We start from the raw sequence: 14425 nt of genomic DNA, 5'->3' as shown, positions 1-14425 counted from the left end.
ACGCTATACATACGTATTCACCTGTCCTACGAAGGCGTTAGCCGCGCTGCCGTGGCGAAGTTGCAACGGATTCTCGACGCCTGAAATGACCACGCGCCGACCCACATCCTTCGATATTGCTGCGCTTGCCGGGGTATCCCAACCGACGGTCAGCCGCGCCCTGTCGGGCAATCCATCCGTCAGTGAGGAAACGCGGAATCGCGTGCTCGATGCCGCCCGCAAGCTCAACTATACGGTCGACAAGAATGCATCGGGCCTGCGCAGGCGCCATTCGCGCACCATCGCTCTTCTCTTCTTTGAAGACCCGACGCCGGACGATACGTTGATCAATCCTTTCTACCTGTCGATGGTGGGATCTCTAACGCGGGCCTGCGCCAGCCGCGGGTACGACCTCTTGATCAGCTTGCAGCAACTGTCGGGCGACTGGCACGTCGACTATGAGGACAGCCGGAAGGCCGACGGCATCCTGCTGCTTGGTTATGGCGATTATGTCGCGGCGCGACCGCGGCTGGAGCAATTGGTCCGGCAGGGTACGCATTTCGTCCGTTGGGGCGCCGCAACCGACGGTGAGATCGGCACGACTGTCGGGTCTGACAATGAGCAGGGCGGATACCTGGCCGGAAAACATCTGATCGAACGGGGTCGCAAATCGATCGCTTTCCTTGGAACGGTTAGCGACGCGGCGCCGGAATTCGTCGAGCGGTGGAAGGGCTTCCGACGCGCGCTCGACGAAGCAGGCGTGACCCATGACGCGCGGCTGCAGTTCGACGCCATCCCCACGGAGGAAGCTGGACGCGAGGCGGCGGAGACACTGCTGGGTTCAGGCGTGGCGTTCGACGCGATTTTCGCCACTAGTGACCTGGTCGCGATCGGCGCGATGCATGTGCTTCACCATGCCGGGCTAAACACCCCGTGCGACGTTTCGATCGTTGGGTTCGACAACCTTGCCGCAGCGAGGATGGCGGAGCCGGCTCTGACCACCATTGCGCAGGACGCGATCCTGGCCGGCGAGACGCTGGTCGAGACGCTGGTATCGAAGATCGAGGAGCGCGGACCGGACAGCGTGCTGCTGCCGGTCCGGCTCATCGTTCGCGGCTCCAGCTAGGAGGCCGCGGGTCGCCGGGCGTAGATGCCGAAGGCGGCGATCACCAAATAACAAACCGCCGGCAGCAGCAGCGCGGTCGCGAGGCTGCCCGACACATCGGCCAACATGCCCGTCAGCAACGGAACGACCGCACCGCCGAAAATGGCAATGTTGATGATCCCTGAGCCGTCGGCCGCGCGCGGGCCGAGCTTTTCGCAGGCGAGGCTAAAAATGGTCGGAAACATGATCGAGTTCATTAGGCCAATTGCCAGCAGGCTATAGGCTGACACGGTTCCGGTCGTGTTGGCGGAGACCAGGATAAGTGCAATTGCGCCGGCCGCGACGAACGCCAGGATCTTTCCCGGGCTAAGGATGCGCAGGAAGTAAGAACCGATGAAGCGGCCGACCATCGCACCTCCCCAATAATACATAATGTATTTACCGGCCTCCGCATCGGCCAGGGCGAGAACGTGCGACTGCATGAGGTAATTGACGATCAGCGAGCCGATCGCGACTTCCGCGCCGACGTACAGGAAGATGCACATCGCGCCGAAGCCAAAGCGGGGTCGCTTGAGCAGCGAGAAGCCGGCGAGCGGCGAGCCATGATCATGCCGTTCGCCTTTCAGCGAATTGCGGAAGAGGAAGACGATGCCGGCGATCACAGCAAGCGCGATCGCCAACCCGACGTACGTGTTGACGATCATCTGCGTTTCGGCGGTACGGTAAGCGTCGAGTTCGGCGCCCGACAGTTCGGCGGCAGTCACGCCGGCAAGGCTACCGAGGATGAGTGTCGCGCCAACGCGCGGGAAGATCGTTGTACCGAGGCTGTTGAATGCCTGTGCGAAGGTCAGTCGGCTGTGCACCGTCTTTTGTGGCCCGAGCAGGCTGATCAGCGGGTTTGCTACGACTTGGACGACCACCACCCCACTGGCGAGGATGAACAGCGCGAAGAGGAATAGACCGTAGGTCGCAGTCTTTGAGGCAGGAATGAACAGCAGGCACCCGACCATCATCGTCAGTAGACCCGCCACCGCCCCCCGCATGTAGCCGATTTTTTTGACGAGCTGCGCGCCCGGAATACCGATGACCAAATATGCAGTGAAGAAGCAGAATTGTACCAGCATCGCTTGGGTGTAATTGAGCGTGAAAAGCTCCTTCAGCTTGGGAATGATCACGTCGTTGAGCGAGGTGATGCCGCCGAAGATGAAAAACAGCGCCATGACAAAATAGCGCAGGTGGGGCGCGTCGACCCCACCTTCCGGCAGGTCAAGCGGGGTGGAGTTGGCCTCGCCCTCGGTCGGCTGCGTAGCAATCACCATTTTCCCCAATCCTCCCCTTATATTTGCGCAAAGGGCTATCGGGTCGCGTGCGGCCCGTCACCCCCCGCATCGATGCATACGAATGCACGGACGTTGTGTTGCCGCTCCTGCTCTGCCAGCGTCGGGAACAACCGGGCGCAATGACCCGGTTTCAAGGGGAGAATGACGTTGGGCGAAGCCGGCAAACCCCGCCAGTCGTGGGCGGGCCTGTGGAACATTTCGTTCGGCTTTTTCGGAATCCAGATCGGGTTTGCGCTCCAGAATTCGAACATGAGCCGGATCTTTCAGACGCTGGGCTCGTCATTGGACGACCTTCCCGCCCTCTGGATCGCGGCGCCGCTGACTGGTCTTCTGGTTCAGCCGATCGTCGGATTCATGAGCGACCGTACCTGGCTTGGCCGGCTCGGCCGGCGTCGGCCCTATTTTCTCGCGGGCGCGATCCTCGCGGCCCTTTCGCTATTCCTGATGCCGATGGCCGAGGTCCTGCTGTTCGCCGCCGTATTGCTGTGGCTGCTCGATGCCAGCCTGAACATTTCGATGGAGCCGTTTCGCGCTTTCGTCGGAGACATGCTTCGGAAAGACCAGCACACGGCGGGATATGCCGTGCAGACGGCATTCATCGGCGCAGGCGCAGTCGTAGGATCCATTTTCCCCTGGTTGCTCGATTATTGGGGCGTTTCGAACGAGGCCGCTGCCGGCGTTATCCCCGATACCGTCCGCTACAGCTTCTGGTTCGGCGGCATTGCCCTTTTCCTGGCCGTGCTTTGGACCGTCATCGCAACCGACGAGTATAGCGCCGACCAACTACGCGCCTATGGCGAAGAGCCAGACGAGGGTGGCTCGTCAACCCTCCGCGCGCTCGCGTCGCGAGGGTTCGGCGCAAGTCTGGCTTGGATCGTTGCCGGCGCCTTAGTTGTGCTGGCCGTATTGCAGTTTGGACTTGAGAAGGAAGTCTATTTGCTCGGCGGCCTGCTGGTCGCCTACGGCCTGGCGTCGGCCTTGGCCATCAGCATGGCCCGCGGTGGCAATTCGGCGAATATGCTGTCGAGTATCGTCGGCGACTTTTCCGGAATGCCCTCCATCATGAAGAAGCTGGCTATCGTCCAGTTCTTCAGTTGGTCCGCACTGTTCATCATGTGGATCAACACGACGCCAGTGGTGGCGCAGTATTTCTTCGGTTCGGCCGATGCAGAAAGCTCCGCCTATCAGGAGGCTGGCAACTGGGTTGGCGTGTTGTTCGCCGTCTATAACGGCGTTGCCGCGATTGCCGCCCTTACCCTACTGCCGCTGCTCGCCCGGCAGATCGGCAAGGCGCGGACGCATATGGTTGGGTTGTTGTGTGGGGCGGCGGGCTTCGCCAGCTTCTTCCTGTTCAGGGACGCGCAGTACCTGCTGATCGCAGAGATCGGCATCGGCATCGCGTGGGCCTCGATCCTCGCCATGCCCTACGCCATCCTCGCATCGAACCTGCCGCAGGCAAAGCTCGGTATCTACATGGGCCTGTTCAACGTTTTCGTAGTGGTGCCGCAGCTGCTTGTTGCGACTGTCATGGGCTCAATCATGAAGGCGTTCTTCCCGACCGAACCGATTTACACGATGGCATTCGCGGCGGGGACGCTGGTGATAGCAGCTCTGGCGATGATGCGGGTCGGTGAGGATAGCAAGCCAGAAGGAGATACTGCTGCCGCCTGAGGCAAGCGAACCGATCGCCGCGCCCTCGATAGCTCTCGCGCCGATCGGTTCGGCGGAGAAACTGTAGGAACGCCCGCCCCCTCCTCCGAGTTCGGACGCTGTATAGTGTTAAGAGGAGAGCAACATGGCAACCCGTGCGAAAACTCGCTCCGACAGCAATGCCGGAATTTTCAAATGGGGCACCGGTGGAAGCTTAGTGGCAGCCGCAGCCGCTGGTGCCGCGCTCGCCATCGCCGGCAACCTCGGCCGAAAACTGGCGGTGCAAGGCCTGAGTGCGTCGACGGGCGAGTGGGACGAGGCATTGGCCGCTGAACATGAGGCGGTAATGGCGCTGTTCGATAGAATGCTGGCGACGGACGAGGATAACATCCGGACGCGCAAGATGCTGCTGACACAGATTTCCCATGCGCTCGATAAACATGCCTATGCCGAGGAGCATGTCGTTTATGCCCAGCTGCGCGAGAACGGCCAGCAAGGCTTCGCCGAGCATCTCGAAAACGACCATGGCGCGGTTAAGGAATTTCTCTACCGCCTGATGAAGATGGACGCCGCCGACCCCATGTGGATTGAAACAGTTCGCGCCTTCCGCGACGCCGTGGCGCTTCACGCGGAAGAGGAAGAGAAAGAAATTTTCCCGGCTCTGCGTGCAAAGCTGTCCGATGATCAAAACGCTCAGCTAACCAAGGACGTCAACAAGGCCGGCTTCTGGGCGGCTTAATGGCCGGGCGCGACGCGCTTGGGTGATACTTCACACGCCGCGGGCGGGAACCTGGGCTTATCGTTCTGTCGGATCGGGTCGGCCAGCATTTGGGCGATCTACCGCAGGGGGACGGCTGTCACCGGGATTGAGCCGCTCATTCTCCTTTTCAGCATCGGCGACGCTACCCTCGTGCCGGTTTGGATATTGGCTAGGTTTCGCCGTTCCGACATTCGGCCGATCCTCGACGGGCTGGGGTGGCAGGCTGCCCGGGGTGTAGGGCCGGTCATCTGAATTCGTCATTTTCGGTCTCCGCGATGGCAATTTGCGAACAGGTCGCGCTGGAACACACATCGGTCGCAACAACAAAACGAAGGCGAATCCTGCTCGTTCCCCAGACTCTTTCGTCCGAGGCCGAGTGACGCTTTTGCAGTCGCGGTCGTGTCTGGGTGTCGTGGCGGAGAGGGTGGGATTCGAACCCACGGTACCGTTGCCGGCACGCCGCATTTCGAGTGCGGTGCTTTCGACCTCTCAGCCACCTCTCCGCATGACAGGATGATGCTGTCCGGCGCTGAGGCCGGCATCGGTCGGGGGCGGCCTCTAGCAGCGGTTCGGCCCATTGCAAAGCCCGTTTGGCTTGCCTCCCGAACCGGCGGCATTACATTGAGGCCATGAACACCCCGTCCACGTCCCATTCGAGCCCGATTCCCCATGCCCGCTATGGCATTGGCGACATGGTGCGCCACCGACTGCTCGACTTCCGCGGCGTGATTTTCGACGTCGATCCCGTCTTTGCTAACAGCGAGGAGTGGTATGAGGCGATTCCCGAGGGCATGCGTCCGTCGAAGGACCAGCCTTTCTACCACCTTCTCGCCGAAAATGCCGAGACGAGCTACGTCGCCTATGTCAGTCAGCAGAACCTCGTTCAGGACGAGGAGGGCGAGCCCATCGACCATCCTGCCATCGGCACCCTATTCGAAAGCTTCGACGGCCAACGCTACAAGCTGAAGCCGGAACATCGGCACTAGACCGATCAATCCAACCCCAGATGCCGCATTTTCGCGCGCTTCACCGGTTGACAGAATCACCCCCACCCCATAGGCGGCACGCTTTCCCGCGCGGGGCTTGTGCCACGCGGCGCTCATCCTTGCGCGGTCAATTGTTACGGAAAGTGAAGAGGCCCATGTTCGCTATCGTGCGCACGGGTGGCAAGCAGTATCGCGTTGCCCCCGGAGACAAGATCGTCGTTGAAAAGCTGGCTGGTGAAGCCGGCGACAGCATCGACCTGACCGATGTCCTGCTCGCGGGCGAAGGTTCGGACTTGAAGTCCACGTCGGGCCTGACCGTCGCGGCGAAGATCGTCGCCCAAGCGAAGGGTGAAAAGGTCACCGTCTTCAAGAAGCGCCGGCGGCACAACTACCGCCGCAAGAAGGGCCATCGCCAGCAGCACACGATTCTCGAGATCGTGAGCATCGGCGGCAAGAAGGCCGAGAAGAAGACGGAAGCCAAGGCCGAAAAGGGCGATGCCGCACCTGCGAAGGCAGCAGCGCCGAAGGAGGCCGCGCCTAAGGCAGAAGCCAAGTCGACAAAGGATGCTGCACCTGCTAAGGCGGCAGCCAAGAAGGCCGCTCCGGCCGCCAAGAAGACCGAGAAGAAGTAAGTCATGGCACATAAAAAAGCAGGCGGCTCGTCGCGTAACGGCCGTGATTCAGAATCGAAGCGCCTCGGCGTGAAGAAGTTCGGCGGCGAAGCGGTTCGCGGCGGCAACATCATCGTGCGTCAGCGCGGCACTCGCTGGTACCCGGGCAACAACGTTGGCCTGGGCAAAGATCATACGCTTTTTGCACTCACCGACGGTCGCGTCGCTTTCCGCGATGGCAAGCTTGGTCGCAAATACGTCCACGTCGAAGCCATTATGCCGGAGGCGGCGGAATAAGCGGGATCGGTCGATAAAGGGCCGCTCCCGGGAGGGGGCGCCCCAGACGAGACCCGAAAAAGGACTCGAAAAGGGAGAAGAGGGAAGCCCCCTCTCCTCCCTTTTTTGTTGCGTCTCATTCTTCTCCCGAAACTGAAACAGAGCTGCCGTAGCGGGCAGTTCGAGAGGAGAAGGATGTGGCAATGTTCGCTCGAACCGAACGCCTGTTATTGAGACCCGGCTGGGCAGAAGATGCGCCTGCGCTGGCCCGTGCGATTGCCGACGAGCAGGTCGTGCGCAACTTGGCGACCGCCCCGTGGCCCTACGCGCTGGCAGATGCGGAGGCGTTCCTTGCTGCGCCGCGCGATCCCGTAATGCCGAGTTTCCTGATCACCGAAAGGACCGATGGTGAACCACGAATCGTCGGCTCCTGCGGGCTGGGGCGCCGGCCATCTGGCTCAGTCGAGATGGGCTACTGGATTGCCCGTCCGCACTGGGGCAAGGGATTCGCGACCGAGGCATCGCGCGCACTGATCGACATCGCGCGCACCCTCAAACTGCCGCGGCTGGAGGCGTCGCACTTTGTCGATAATCCGGCATCGGGCCGCGTGCTCGAAAAGCTGGGATTCGTGCCGACCGGCCTTAGCGCAGCACGCTACAGCTGCGCGCGGGGCGGCGATGCGATCGCGAAGCTCTACCGCTTGTCGCTGGTGGAACGGGAAGAGGCGCTGGCGGCATAATTCAGGCCGCCCGCCTTACCTTCTTCGCGCTGCCGAAGGCGGAATCCTCTCCCGCCTCGTAATCGCGGATCAGGTGGCGATCGTCCTCGTTCCACGGGTGGAAACCAGGAAGAAAGAACGCCGCCCAAGCACTGAAGATCTTCCGCATCATGCCGGGCCGCACCCACATGAACCACACCAGCCGCGCCCATGCCCGGGGGCCCGTGATGCCGTCCTGCCGGAGAAGTTCGAGCGCTCCCCTGGTGCGATCAACGAGGAAATTGCGGGTAACCAGCATCATCACCTTTGCCTTGACCTTCCAGCGTTTGCCGCGCGGCCACTGCCGCGTCGCATGAAGCCAAGTATCGTAGGCGACGCCCTTGTGCTCGATTTCCTCGGTTGCGTGCCAGCGCCAAAGTGCCGCTGCCTCGGGTTCGGCATCGGCAAGGTGGCGGGGATCAGCCAGCAACTCATGCGCCAGAATCGCAGTAAAATGCTCCAGAGCCATTGTCGCGGCGAGCGAAGCGATCGGCGGACGGTTCCTGACTAGGCCAAGCCGCCATTCGACCCGATCCTCGAGCGACTGGAGCCGATAGCCGGCGTCTAGAGCGGCCCTGTTGAAGGCCGCATGCTCGCGGCTGTGAATGACTTCCTGAGTTGTGAACGCCTTGATCTCATCCGACAGCTTGGGCGGAGCATCGTGACGGAAGTCGCGGACGCTCTCGACGAAGAATGCCTCGCCCTTGGGAAAGGTTGCCGACAGCGCATTGTACAGCGCGGTCGCTACAGGATCGCCGCCGTTCCACCAGCGGGCTGGTCGTACCTTGTCCACGAAGCGGCGGTCACGCGGAGTGATGGTCAGGTCGGAAGGAGTCACACTTGCGGCGTTCATCAAACCACTCCAAGCAGCTGGGAATTCCAACTTCGTCATTGCTGACATAAATGTCAATAACATTGCAGAATCGTAAACGCCTTTCGCCTGAAGAGAGCCGCGCTGCCGCCGTAGCCGCAGCGCGAGCGCTGCTACGCGAAGAGGGCGTGGCGGCCGTCACGTTAAAAGCAGTCGGTGCAAGGATTGGGCGCACCCACGCCAATCTGTTGCATCACTTCGGCTCGGTAGCAGGTCTCCACCGTGCCCTTGCCGAAGATATTGCGCAAAAAGTCTCCGATTCAATCAATGAAGCAATCGGTCGGCGCCGCCGAGGCGAAGCGAGCGAGCGCGACGTAGTCGACGCGATGTTCGACGCCTTCGCCGAGCAGCGGGCCGGTGAGCTGATCGGCTGGATCGCCCTTACCCGCCAGCGCGAGGCGTTGAAGCCCGTCGCAGACACGATCCAATCGATCCTTGAAGGCTTCCGCGATGCGGGCGACACGCGCCCGATGGATCGCGTCACGCTTGGCCTTGTCTTGTTGGCGATCGGCGACAGCCTTGCCGGCAGCGAGATTGCCGCAGCGACAGGCCTCCCGCGTGCCGCGGTCCGCGACGATGCCGTCGGCCTGATCAAGGGAATCGCCGGCGATGAGGGACCGCCGCTCGGCTAACTGGCAGACCGCGCTACGCAAACGCCACAATTGTCGTTAAAGGCGCGGCCATGCATTTTCTTGACCAGGCAAAAATTTTTATTCGCTCGGGCGCGGGCGGCCCTGGCGCCGTCAGCTTCCGGCGCGAAAAGTTCATTGAGTATGGTGGTCCCGACGGCGGCGAAGGCGGCAAGGGGGGCGATATTATTTTTGAGGCCGTGCCCGGCCTCAATACGCTGATCGATTTCCGCTACACGCAGCATTTCCGTGCGCCGCGCGGCAAGGGCGGTTCGGGCAGCAACATGACTGGCGCCGGCGGCAAGGATCTCGTGATCAAGGTCCCGGTCGGGACGCAGATCCTTGCCGACGACGAAGAACGCACCGTGCTTGCCGACTTTACGAAGGAAGGTCAGCGCATCCATTTCCTCAAAGGCGGTGACGGTGGACGCGGCAATGCCAGTTACAAGACTTCGACCAACCGGGCGCCGCGCCAGCATGGAACGGGCTGGCCGGGCGAGGAAATGTGGGTCTGGCTCCGTTTGAAGCTACTCGCGGACGTCGGGCTTGTTGGCCTTCCGAACGCGGGCAAGTCGACCTTCATCAATGCGGTGACCAACGCGCAGGCAAAGGTCGGCGCCTATGCGTTCACGACACTTCGTCCGCAGCTTGGAGTGGTCAGCCATCGTGGCCGAGAATTCGTCGTTGCCGACATCCCCGGCCTGATCGAAGGCGCGGCTGAAGGCGCGGGCATCGGCGACCGCTTCCTTGGCCACATCGAGCGGTGCAAGGTGCTGCTGCACCTCGTCGATGCCAATGACGAGGACGTCGCGACCAGCTATCGAATCGTCCGGGATGAACTCGATGCCTATGGCGAAGGCTTGGCGGACAAACCGGTAATCGTCGCGCTCAACAAGATCGATACGCTCGACGACGAACTTATCGACGCGCTGTCCGCCGAACTGGCCGAAGCGAGCGGGGCCAAGGTGTTCCCGATGAGTGCTGCAGGCGGGATCGGCATCGAGCCGGTACTTGACGCTTTTCTCGAAAAGCTTGGGCCGGGCGCGTCCGAAGCCGCCGACGTGGCGGAAGAAAAGCCTTGGTCGCCCCTCTGAAACTGGCGATCACGGGAGGCACCGGCTTCGTCGGCAGTCGCCTGATCGATCTCGCCCTTCAAAGCGGTCATGCCGTTCGGGCACTAACCCGGCGCCCACATTCGGACCGGGATGGCGTCGAATGGATCGCGGGATCGTTGGAAGACCAAGCCGGCCTGGACAGGCTCGCGGAGGGCGTCGATGCTGTCATACACGTGGCGGGCGTGATTAACGCCCAGGATGCGCCCGGTTTCGAGGCTGGCAACGTCGCGGGAACTCAGCGGATGTTGGACGCGGCCAAGCGTGTTGGCGTCAGTCGCTTCGTTCATGTCAGCTCCCTGGCCGCGCGCGAACCCGGGCTGTCACTTTACGGAGCGAGCAAGGCGCGATCAGAAGAGCTAGTCGAAGCAGCGCCGCTGTCGTCGGCTATCGTCCGACCACCGGCCGTCTACGGGCCGGGCGACCGCGAGACGCTCGAACTTTTCCGGATGGCAAACCGAGGCCTCGTCCTGTTACCGCCGGGTGGTCGCCTGTCGGTAGTCCACGTCGACGACCTGTCACGCCTTCTGTTGGCGCTCGCTGCTCCAGCCACCCCTGGCCCTGCGTTGGTTGAGCCAGACGACGCGCGCGAGGGCGGTTGGACCCATCATGAGTTCGGGAAAGCGCTTGGTCGAGCGGTCGGCAGGAAAGTCGTTACGCTGTCCACGCCGCGCGCGTTTCTGCGGGCGGGCGCTGCGCTGGACCGCATGGTTCGCGGCGAGAGGGCTAAGCTGACACCGGATCGGGTCAATTATTTCTGTCATCCGGACTGGGCAGTCCATCCCGCGCGAGGCGCCCCCGCCGAACTCTGGACGCCGCAAATCGATACACAGCAAGGACTTGCCGACACCGCCAGGTGGTACCGACAGCACGGCTGGCTATAACGTCCGGGCTATTTGACCAGTTGCCAGATGACCGCGATCGCCGTGGCCACCATGCCGACCAGGAACAAGGTAAAGCTCCAGTAGAGCCAACTGAACTTGTCGTCGCGGAGAACCCTGCCATGGTCGTAGAGATCGCGCGTCATGCGGCGATAGACCTCCTCCTCCGAGGATAGCACCTTAATCATCTCGTCGACGAATTCCTCGCGGTCGGCGTTGGTGTAACTGCCAAAGAAAAGGATATTCACCTTGTCAGCGGGGATCGGCGTCTTAGTGACAGGCATTCGGGTCGGCCGGACGGTCAGCACGCCGAACACGGTCGCCACGAAGGAGAACAACGTCAGGACGAGAAGTGGAAGGCTAGCCTTGCCTTCGGCAAGATCGCCAATCGACATCGAGAAGACCACAAAGCTCGCGCCCATCAGGATCGATGCCTTCGTATCTGCCATGCCCGATAAAGTAATGTTGGTCGAGTTGGCCGCGACCAGAAGGTTGTGCACCTCTTTGGGAAACTCATAGTCGGGATGGCCGGGGCGAAGCATCCGCCGCTCTTCTTGGCTGATCGGAACCGGCTGTTCGGCCTCGTTCATCGCTACCCCCTCGCAAGTTGAGCTATGCAACAGCGGTTTGGATGCGAAGGCAAGCCCTGCGGGATGTCAGGCCGTTTCCGACTCCAATTCGCTATTACTGAGCAGCAGCGTGACCGGCAGACTGAAGGCCAGTGTTCCGTAAAAAAGCTGGAGCGTGACTGGTGCGGGCGAAGCCGCGAAGAAGATCGCCATCGCCGAACCCATGAGGACCAGAAACGCGAAGGCGATCGCCTCGCTCGATCGGCGTCCGACCTCCTTCAGGCGGCGCCTGTCAACAACCAGCACACCTAGTAGGCCGATCGTTCGGCTCGCCGTTCGCTGGCAAAGCGCGGGGATTAGTGCGTGCACCAAGCAGGCCAGCCCTGCCGCCAGCGCCATCAGGCCAACGGTCGTGGCAAAGCGTAGATGCTCGAAATATGGCTCTCCGGCATCAGCAAGATGGGCCCGTGACCGTGCGATCATCACGTTCGACTCCGGGAAGTCGGACAAAGGACCCACTGTCGGTCAAGTGCGGAGTGGTTCGGGGTGACGGAAGACGTGATTGTTGCGGCAAAGCGACGATCCGGCATCGAAATGACAGGCCGATTGCTAGAGGACTCGATTGATGACAAATTGCGGATGAGGCCAAATGGTCTGCAAAATGGGAGGGTAAGCGTTGCAGCCAGTCCGGCTTGTACTGCTCTTGCTCGCTGGTCCGCGCCAAGGTGAAAACGACTTCGTCGAATTCCCGTCGATCGACGATGCCATTTCCTACGGCTCTCAGGTTCAGGGCGATCGCCGCTTTCAGCTTGATGCCCTCGAAGACTCACGTGGGCGGCCGATGATGGCTTACGACGAACTTAACGAGCGCTGCCGCGCTACCCCTACCATTCGCCGAAGTGCCGCTGGCTAAAGCCGAATATCGATTTGGCGCGCGAGCGGTTGCTTGTTAGCGTTCATCCATGATCCCGCTCCTTGCAGCGTTGCTCACCGTCCAGCCAGTGCCGACGAACGATGTCGAGGGTCATTGGCGCAATCCGTCGGGCACGGTTGTCATCTTGATCGCTAGTTGCGGCAACGCCCTGTGCGGTCATGTCCAGTGGGCGTCCGACAAGGCGAAGGCCGACGCGCTGGACGGAGGCACGTCGGGACTCATTGGGAAGCAACTGCTCAGCGGCTTCACAAACAAAGGGAATGGTCGCTGGAGGGGACGCCTGTTCATCCCCGACCTGAACCACCGTTCCAAGGCGGAGATCCGGTTAGTAGGCGCGGACCGGCTCAAAGTAACCGGCTGCGCCATCGGGCGCATGCTGTGCAAGTCGCAACTCTGGACAAGGACCGATCCGCAATAGGCGGCACGTTCCCGCCTCTTTCCCGCCCGATTTCGTTGCTTAAGCGCAAGCCCCCGATTAGGACGCGAGCCATGACCGACCGAGCCGACACAGACGCCAGGGTGAAGGCCCTGATCGAGCCCTTCAACAAAAAGGGTATCGCGATCGCCGACGACACCCGTTTCGCGCAGGACCTGGAGTGGGATAGCCTCACCGTCCTCGACTTCGTCGCCAATGTCGAAGACGAATTCGATATCCTCATCACCATGAACCAGCAGGCGGAGATCGAGAATGTCGGCCAGCTGGTCGACGCGGTGGACAAGCTGAAGGCGGCCTGACCTTTGACCGATCTCTTTTCCAAGTTCGACCCGCTGATTCAGACGCGCGAACAGCTGCTGTCGACCGGCGTCACCGATCCTTTCAACTTGGTGATGGAAGAGGTTGTTTCGCCTACGGTCGCTATCTGCAATGGGCGCAAGACGATCCTGCTGGGCACCTATAATTACATGGGGATGACGTTCGATCCGGATGTCATTGCCGCGGGCAAGGACGCGCTCGACAAGTTCGGGTCCGGCACCACGGGCAGCCGGGTCCTCAACGGCACTTACGTCGGGCATAAGGCAGTGGAAGAGGCGCTGAAGGACTTCTACGCCATGGATCATGCCATGGTGTTTTCGACGGGCTACCAGGCAAACCTCGGCATCATTTCCACCATGGCAGGCAAGGATGACTACATCATCCTCGACATCGACAGCCATGCTTCGATCTATGACGGCTGCGCCCTCGGTAACGCGCAGATCGTTCCGTTCCGTCACAACGATATCGAAGCGCTGGAAAAGCGTCTGAAGCGCCTTCCCGAAGGGGCCGGCAAGCTGGTCGTGCTGGAAGGCGTTTATTCGATGCTGGGCGACATTGCGCCGCTCAAGGAAATGGTGGCGGTCTCGAAAGCGCATGGCGCCATGGTGCTGGTCGACGAGGCCCATTCGATGGGATTCATTGGCGAAAATGGACGCGGCGTGGTTGAAGCGCAGGGCGTGATCGACGATGTCGACTTCATCATCGGCACCTTCTCCAAGTCGGTCGGCACGGTCGGCGGCTTCTGCGTTTCCAACCATCCGAAATTCGAAATTCTCCGGCTGGTTTGCCGGCCCTATGTCTTTACCGCGTCGCTGCCGCCTAGCGTCGTCGCTACCGCGGCGACATCCATCCGCAAACTGATGCATAGCAAGGCGAAACGCGACCACCTGTGGGAAAACAGCAAGAAGCTGCACGGCGCATTGAAGTCGCTGGGCTTCACGCTGGGAACGGACGAGCCGCAATCGGCAATTATCGCGGTTATCATGCCCAACCTAGAGAAGGGCGCGGCGATGTGGGAAGCGCTGCTGAACGAGGGCCTTTACGTGAACCTCGCCCGTCCGCCTGCGACGCCCGCTAACATGACTCTACTGCGTTGTTCTCTCTGTGCCGAGCATTCAAGCGAACAGGTCGACGAGATACTCGGCATGTTTGAGGCGGCGGGCCGCAAGACGGGCGTCATTCAGTAGGTTTTTAGGGTTTCGCTGGCCGA

The 14425-nt window shown here is 61.4% G+C and carries 19 protein-coding genes and 1 tRNA gene; 14 read left to right on the top strand and 6 right to left on the bottom strand.

All coding sequences use genetic code 11. The features are described 5' to 3' along the window. The first annotated feature begins 85 nt into the window (after positions 1-85). Positions 86-1105: a LacI family DNA-binding transcriptional regulator gene (locus D3M59_RS07610; RefSeq protein ID WP_119533057.1), complete on the top strand. Its 1020-nt coding sequence runs from the start codon at positions 86-88 to the stop codon at positions 1103-1105. Here the strand turns inward: D3M59_RS07610 and D3M59_RS07605 are convergent. Then, the gene (locus D3M59_RS07605; RefSeq protein ID WP_119533056.1) at positions 1102-2403 is read right to left on the bottom strand and encodes a sugar MFS transporter; all 1302 of its coding nucleotides are present in this window, start codon (positions 2401-2403) and stop codon (positions 1102-1104) included. The genes D3M59_RS07610 and D3M59_RS07605 overlap by 4 nt on opposite strands. A gap of 162 nt (positions 2404-2565) precedes the next feature. Here D3M59_RS07605 and D3M59_RS07600 point away from each other — a divergent pair, with 162 nt between their 5' ends. Beyond that, positions 2566-4095: an MFS transporter gene (locus D3M59_RS07600; protein WP_119533055.1), complete on the top strand. Its 1530-nt coding sequence runs from the start codon at positions 2566-2568 to the stop codon at positions 4093-4095. A 124-nt stretch (positions 4096-4219) separates the two neighbouring features. Beyond that, complete coding sequence (locus D3M59_RS07595; RefSeq protein WP_119533054.1) at positions 4220-4813, top strand: hemerythrin domain-containing protein; 594 nt, start codon at positions 4220-4222, stop codon at positions 4811-4813. A gap of 57 nt (positions 4814-4870) precedes the next feature. On the opposite strand, the gene D3M59_RS11945 is transcribed toward D3M59_RS07595, so the two are convergent. Further along, complete coding sequence (locus D3M59_RS11945; RefSeq protein WP_147416724.1) at positions 4871-5095, bottom strand: hypothetical protein; 225 nt, start codon at positions 5093-5095, stop codon at positions 4871-4873. 152 nt (positions 5096-5247) lie between these two features. After that, positions 5248-5337: transfer RNA gene (locus D3M59_RS07585), tRNA-Ser, on the bottom strand. A 126-nt stretch (positions 5338-5463) separates the two neighbouring features. Here D3M59_RS07585 and hspQ point away from each other — a divergent pair. From hspQ to D3M59_RS07565, 4 genes are all read left to right on the top strand, one after another. Then, positions 5464-5820, top strand: a complete 357-nt coding sequence (gene hspQ, locus D3M59_RS07580; RefSeq protein ID WP_119533052.1) for a heat shock protein HspQ — start codon at positions 5464-5466, stop codon at positions 5818-5820. Between the two features lie 155 nt (positions 5821-5975). Continuing rightward, entirely contained in the window at positions 5976-6452 is a 477-nt protein-coding gene (gene rplU, locus D3M59_RS07575; RefSeq protein ID WP_119533051.1) for a 50S ribosomal protein L21, read from the top strand. A 3-nt stretch (positions 6453-6455) separates the two neighbouring features. Continuing rightward, positions 6456-6728 carry a 50S ribosomal protein L27 gene (gene rpmA, locus D3M59_RS07570; protein ID WP_119533050.1) on the top strand — a complete coding sequence of 91 codons (273 nt, stop codon included), beginning with the start codon at positions 6456-6458 and terminating at the stop codon, positions 6726-6728. A 182-nt stretch (positions 6729-6910) separates the two neighbouring features. Beyond that, positions 6911-7447 (top strand): GNAT family N-acetyltransferase, encoded by a 537-nt coding sequence (locus tag D3M59_RS07565; RefSeq protein WP_119533049.1) that lies wholly within the window; start codon positions 6911-6913, stop codon positions 7445-7447. 1 nt (position 7448) lies between these two features. Here the strand turns inward: D3M59_RS07565 and D3M59_RS07560 are convergent, their stop codons facing one another. Further along, the gene (locus tag D3M59_RS07560; RefSeq protein WP_119533346.1) at positions 7449-8318 is read right to left on the bottom strand and encodes a metal-dependent hydrolase; all 870 of its coding nucleotides are present in this window, start codon (positions 8316-8318) and stop codon (positions 7449-7451) included. Positions 8319-8380: 62 nt separating this feature from the next. Between D3M59_RS07560 and D3M59_RS07555 the strand changes: the two genes are divergently transcribed. The 3 genes from D3M59_RS07555 to D3M59_RS07545 are packed head-to-tail and all read left to right on the top strand — an operon-like array spanning position 8381 to position 10961. Beyond that, positions 8381-8968, top strand: coding sequence for a TetR family transcriptional regulator (locus D3M59_RS07555; RefSeq protein ID WP_119533048.1), 588 nt, complete (start codon positions 8381-8383; stop codon positions 8966-8968). 50 nt (positions 8969-9018) lie between these two features. After that, positions 9019-10059, top strand: coding sequence for a GTPase ObgE (gene obgE / locus D3M59_RS07550; RefSeq protein ID WP_119533047.1), 1041 nt, complete (start codon positions 9019-9021; stop codon positions 10057-10059). After that, on the top strand, positions 10044-10961 hold the full coding sequence (locus tag D3M59_RS07545; RefSeq protein ID WP_233543192.1) for an NAD-dependent epimerase/dehydratase family protein: 918 nt from the start codon (positions 10044-10046) through the stop codon (positions 10959-10961). Before obgE ends, D3M59_RS07545 begins: the two co-directional genes overlap by 16 nt. A gap of 8 nt (positions 10962-10969) precedes the next feature. Here the strand turns inward: D3M59_RS07545 and D3M59_RS07540 are convergent, their stop codons facing one another. Together D3M59_RS07540 and D3M59_RS07535 are read right to left on the bottom strand one after the other, a co-directional pair. Next, positions 10970-11548, bottom strand: coding sequence for a Pycsar system effector family protein (locus D3M59_RS07540; RefSeq protein ID WP_119533046.1), 579 nt, complete (start codon positions 11546-11548; stop codon positions 10970-10972). A gap of 66 nt (positions 11549-11614) precedes the next feature. Next, entirely contained in the window at positions 11615-12010 is a 396-nt protein-coding gene (locus D3M59_RS07535) for a DUF6356 family protein (RefSeq protein ID WP_119533045.1), read from the bottom strand. A gap of 193 nt (positions 12011-12203) precedes the next feature. On the opposite strand from D3M59_RS07535, the gene D3M59_RS07530 reads away from it, so the two are divergent. The 4 genes from D3M59_RS07530 to spt all read left to right on the top strand — a co-directional run bounded on the left by D3M59_RS07530 (position 12204) and on the right by spt (position 14402). Next, positions 12204-12440, top strand: a complete 237-nt coding sequence (locus D3M59_RS07530) for a hypothetical protein (RefSeq protein ID WP_119533044.1) — start codon at positions 12204-12206, stop codon at positions 12438-12440. A gap of 49 nt (positions 12441-12489) precedes the next feature. Continuing rightward, positions 12490-12879, top strand: coding sequence for a DUF2147 domain-containing protein (locus D3M59_RS07525; protein WP_119533043.1), 390 nt, complete (start codon positions 12490-12492; stop codon positions 12877-12879). Positions 12880-12950: 71 nt separating this feature from the next. Then, the gene (locus tag D3M59_RS07520; RefSeq protein WP_119533042.1) at positions 12951-13196 is read left to right on the top strand and encodes an acyl carrier protein; all 246 of its coding nucleotides are present in this window, start codon (positions 12951-12953) and stop codon (positions 13194-13196) included. Between the two features lie 3 nt (positions 13197-13199). Next, positions 13200-14402, top strand: a complete 1203-nt coding sequence (gene spt, locus D3M59_RS07515; RefSeq protein WP_119533041.1) for a serine palmitoyltransferase — start codon at positions 13200-13202, stop codon at positions 14400-14402. The last annotated feature ends 23 nt before the right edge of the window (positions 14403-14425 follow it).

This window comes from Sphingomonas edaphi (genome assembly GCF_003583725.1).
GTDB lineage: Bacteria > Pseudomonadota > Alphaproteobacteria > Sphingomonadales > Sphingomonadaceae > Sphingomicrobium > Sphingomicrobium edaphi.
The sequence above is the reverse complement of the archived record's forward strand: the minus strand, read 5'-3'. Positions and strand labels throughout refer to the sequence as shown.

Excerpts from the sequence above, each read along its gene's own strand:
- D3M59_RS11945 (WP_147416724.1), bottom strand. The coding sequence starts at position 5,095 with ATGACGAATTCAGATGACCGGCCCTACACCCCGGGCAGCCTGCCACCC.
- D3M59_RS07520 (WP_119533042.1), top strand. The coding sequence starts at position 12,951 with ATGACCGACCGAGCCGACACAGACGCCAGGGTGAAGGCCCTGATCGAG.
- hspQ (WP_119533052.1), top strand. The coding sequence starts at position 5,464 with ATGAACACCCCGTCCACGTCCCATTCGAGCCCGATTCCCCATGCCCGC.
- D3M59_RS07540 (WP_119533046.1), bottom strand. The coding sequence starts at position 11,548 with ATGAACGAGGCCGAACAGCCGGTTCCGATCAGCCAAGAAGAGCGGCGG.
- D3M59_RS07560 (WP_119533346.1), bottom strand. The coding sequence starts at position 8,318 with ATGAACGCCGCAAGTGTGACTCCTTCCGACCTGACCATCACTCCGCGT.
- D3M59_RS07595 (WP_119533054.1), top strand. The coding sequence starts at position 4,220 with ATGGCAACCCGTGCGAAAACTCGCTCCGACAGCAATGCCGGAATTTTC.
- D3M59_RS07565 (WP_119533049.1), top strand. The coding sequence starts at position 6,911 with ATGTTCGCTCGAACCGAACGCCTGTTATTGAGACCCGGCTGGGCAGAA.
- D3M59_RS07525 (WP_119533043.1), top strand. The coding sequence starts at position 12,490 with ATGATCCCGCTCCTTGCAGCGTTGCTCACCGTCCAGCCAGTGCCGACG.
- obgE (WP_119533047.1), top strand. The coding sequence starts at position 9,019 with ATGCATTTTCTTGACCAGGCAAAAATTTTTATTCGCTCGGGCGCGGGC.
- D3M59_RS07535 (WP_119533045.1), bottom strand. The coding sequence starts at position 12,010 with ATGATCGCACGGTCACGGGCCCATCTTGCTGATGCCGGAGAGCCATAT.
- D3M59_RS07610 (WP_119533057.1), top strand. The coding sequence starts at position 86 with ATGACCACGCGCCGACCCACATCCTTCGATATTGCTGCGCTTGCCGGG.
- rplU (WP_119533051.1), top strand. The coding sequence starts at position 5,976 with ATGTTCGCTATCGTGCGCACGGGTGGCAAGCAGTATCGCGTTGCCCCC.
- D3M59_RS07600 (WP_119533055.1), top strand. The coding sequence starts at position 2,566 with ATGACGTTGGGCGAAGCCGGCAAACCCCGCCAGTCGTGGGCGGGCCTG.
- D3M59_RS07605 (WP_119533056.1), bottom strand. The coding sequence starts at position 2,403 with ATGGTGATTGCTACGCAGCCGACCGAGGGCGAGGCCAACTCCACCCCG.
- rpmA (WP_119533050.1), top strand. The coding sequence starts at position 6,456 with ATGGCACATAAAAAAGCAGGCGGCTCGTCGCGTAACGGCCGTGATTCA.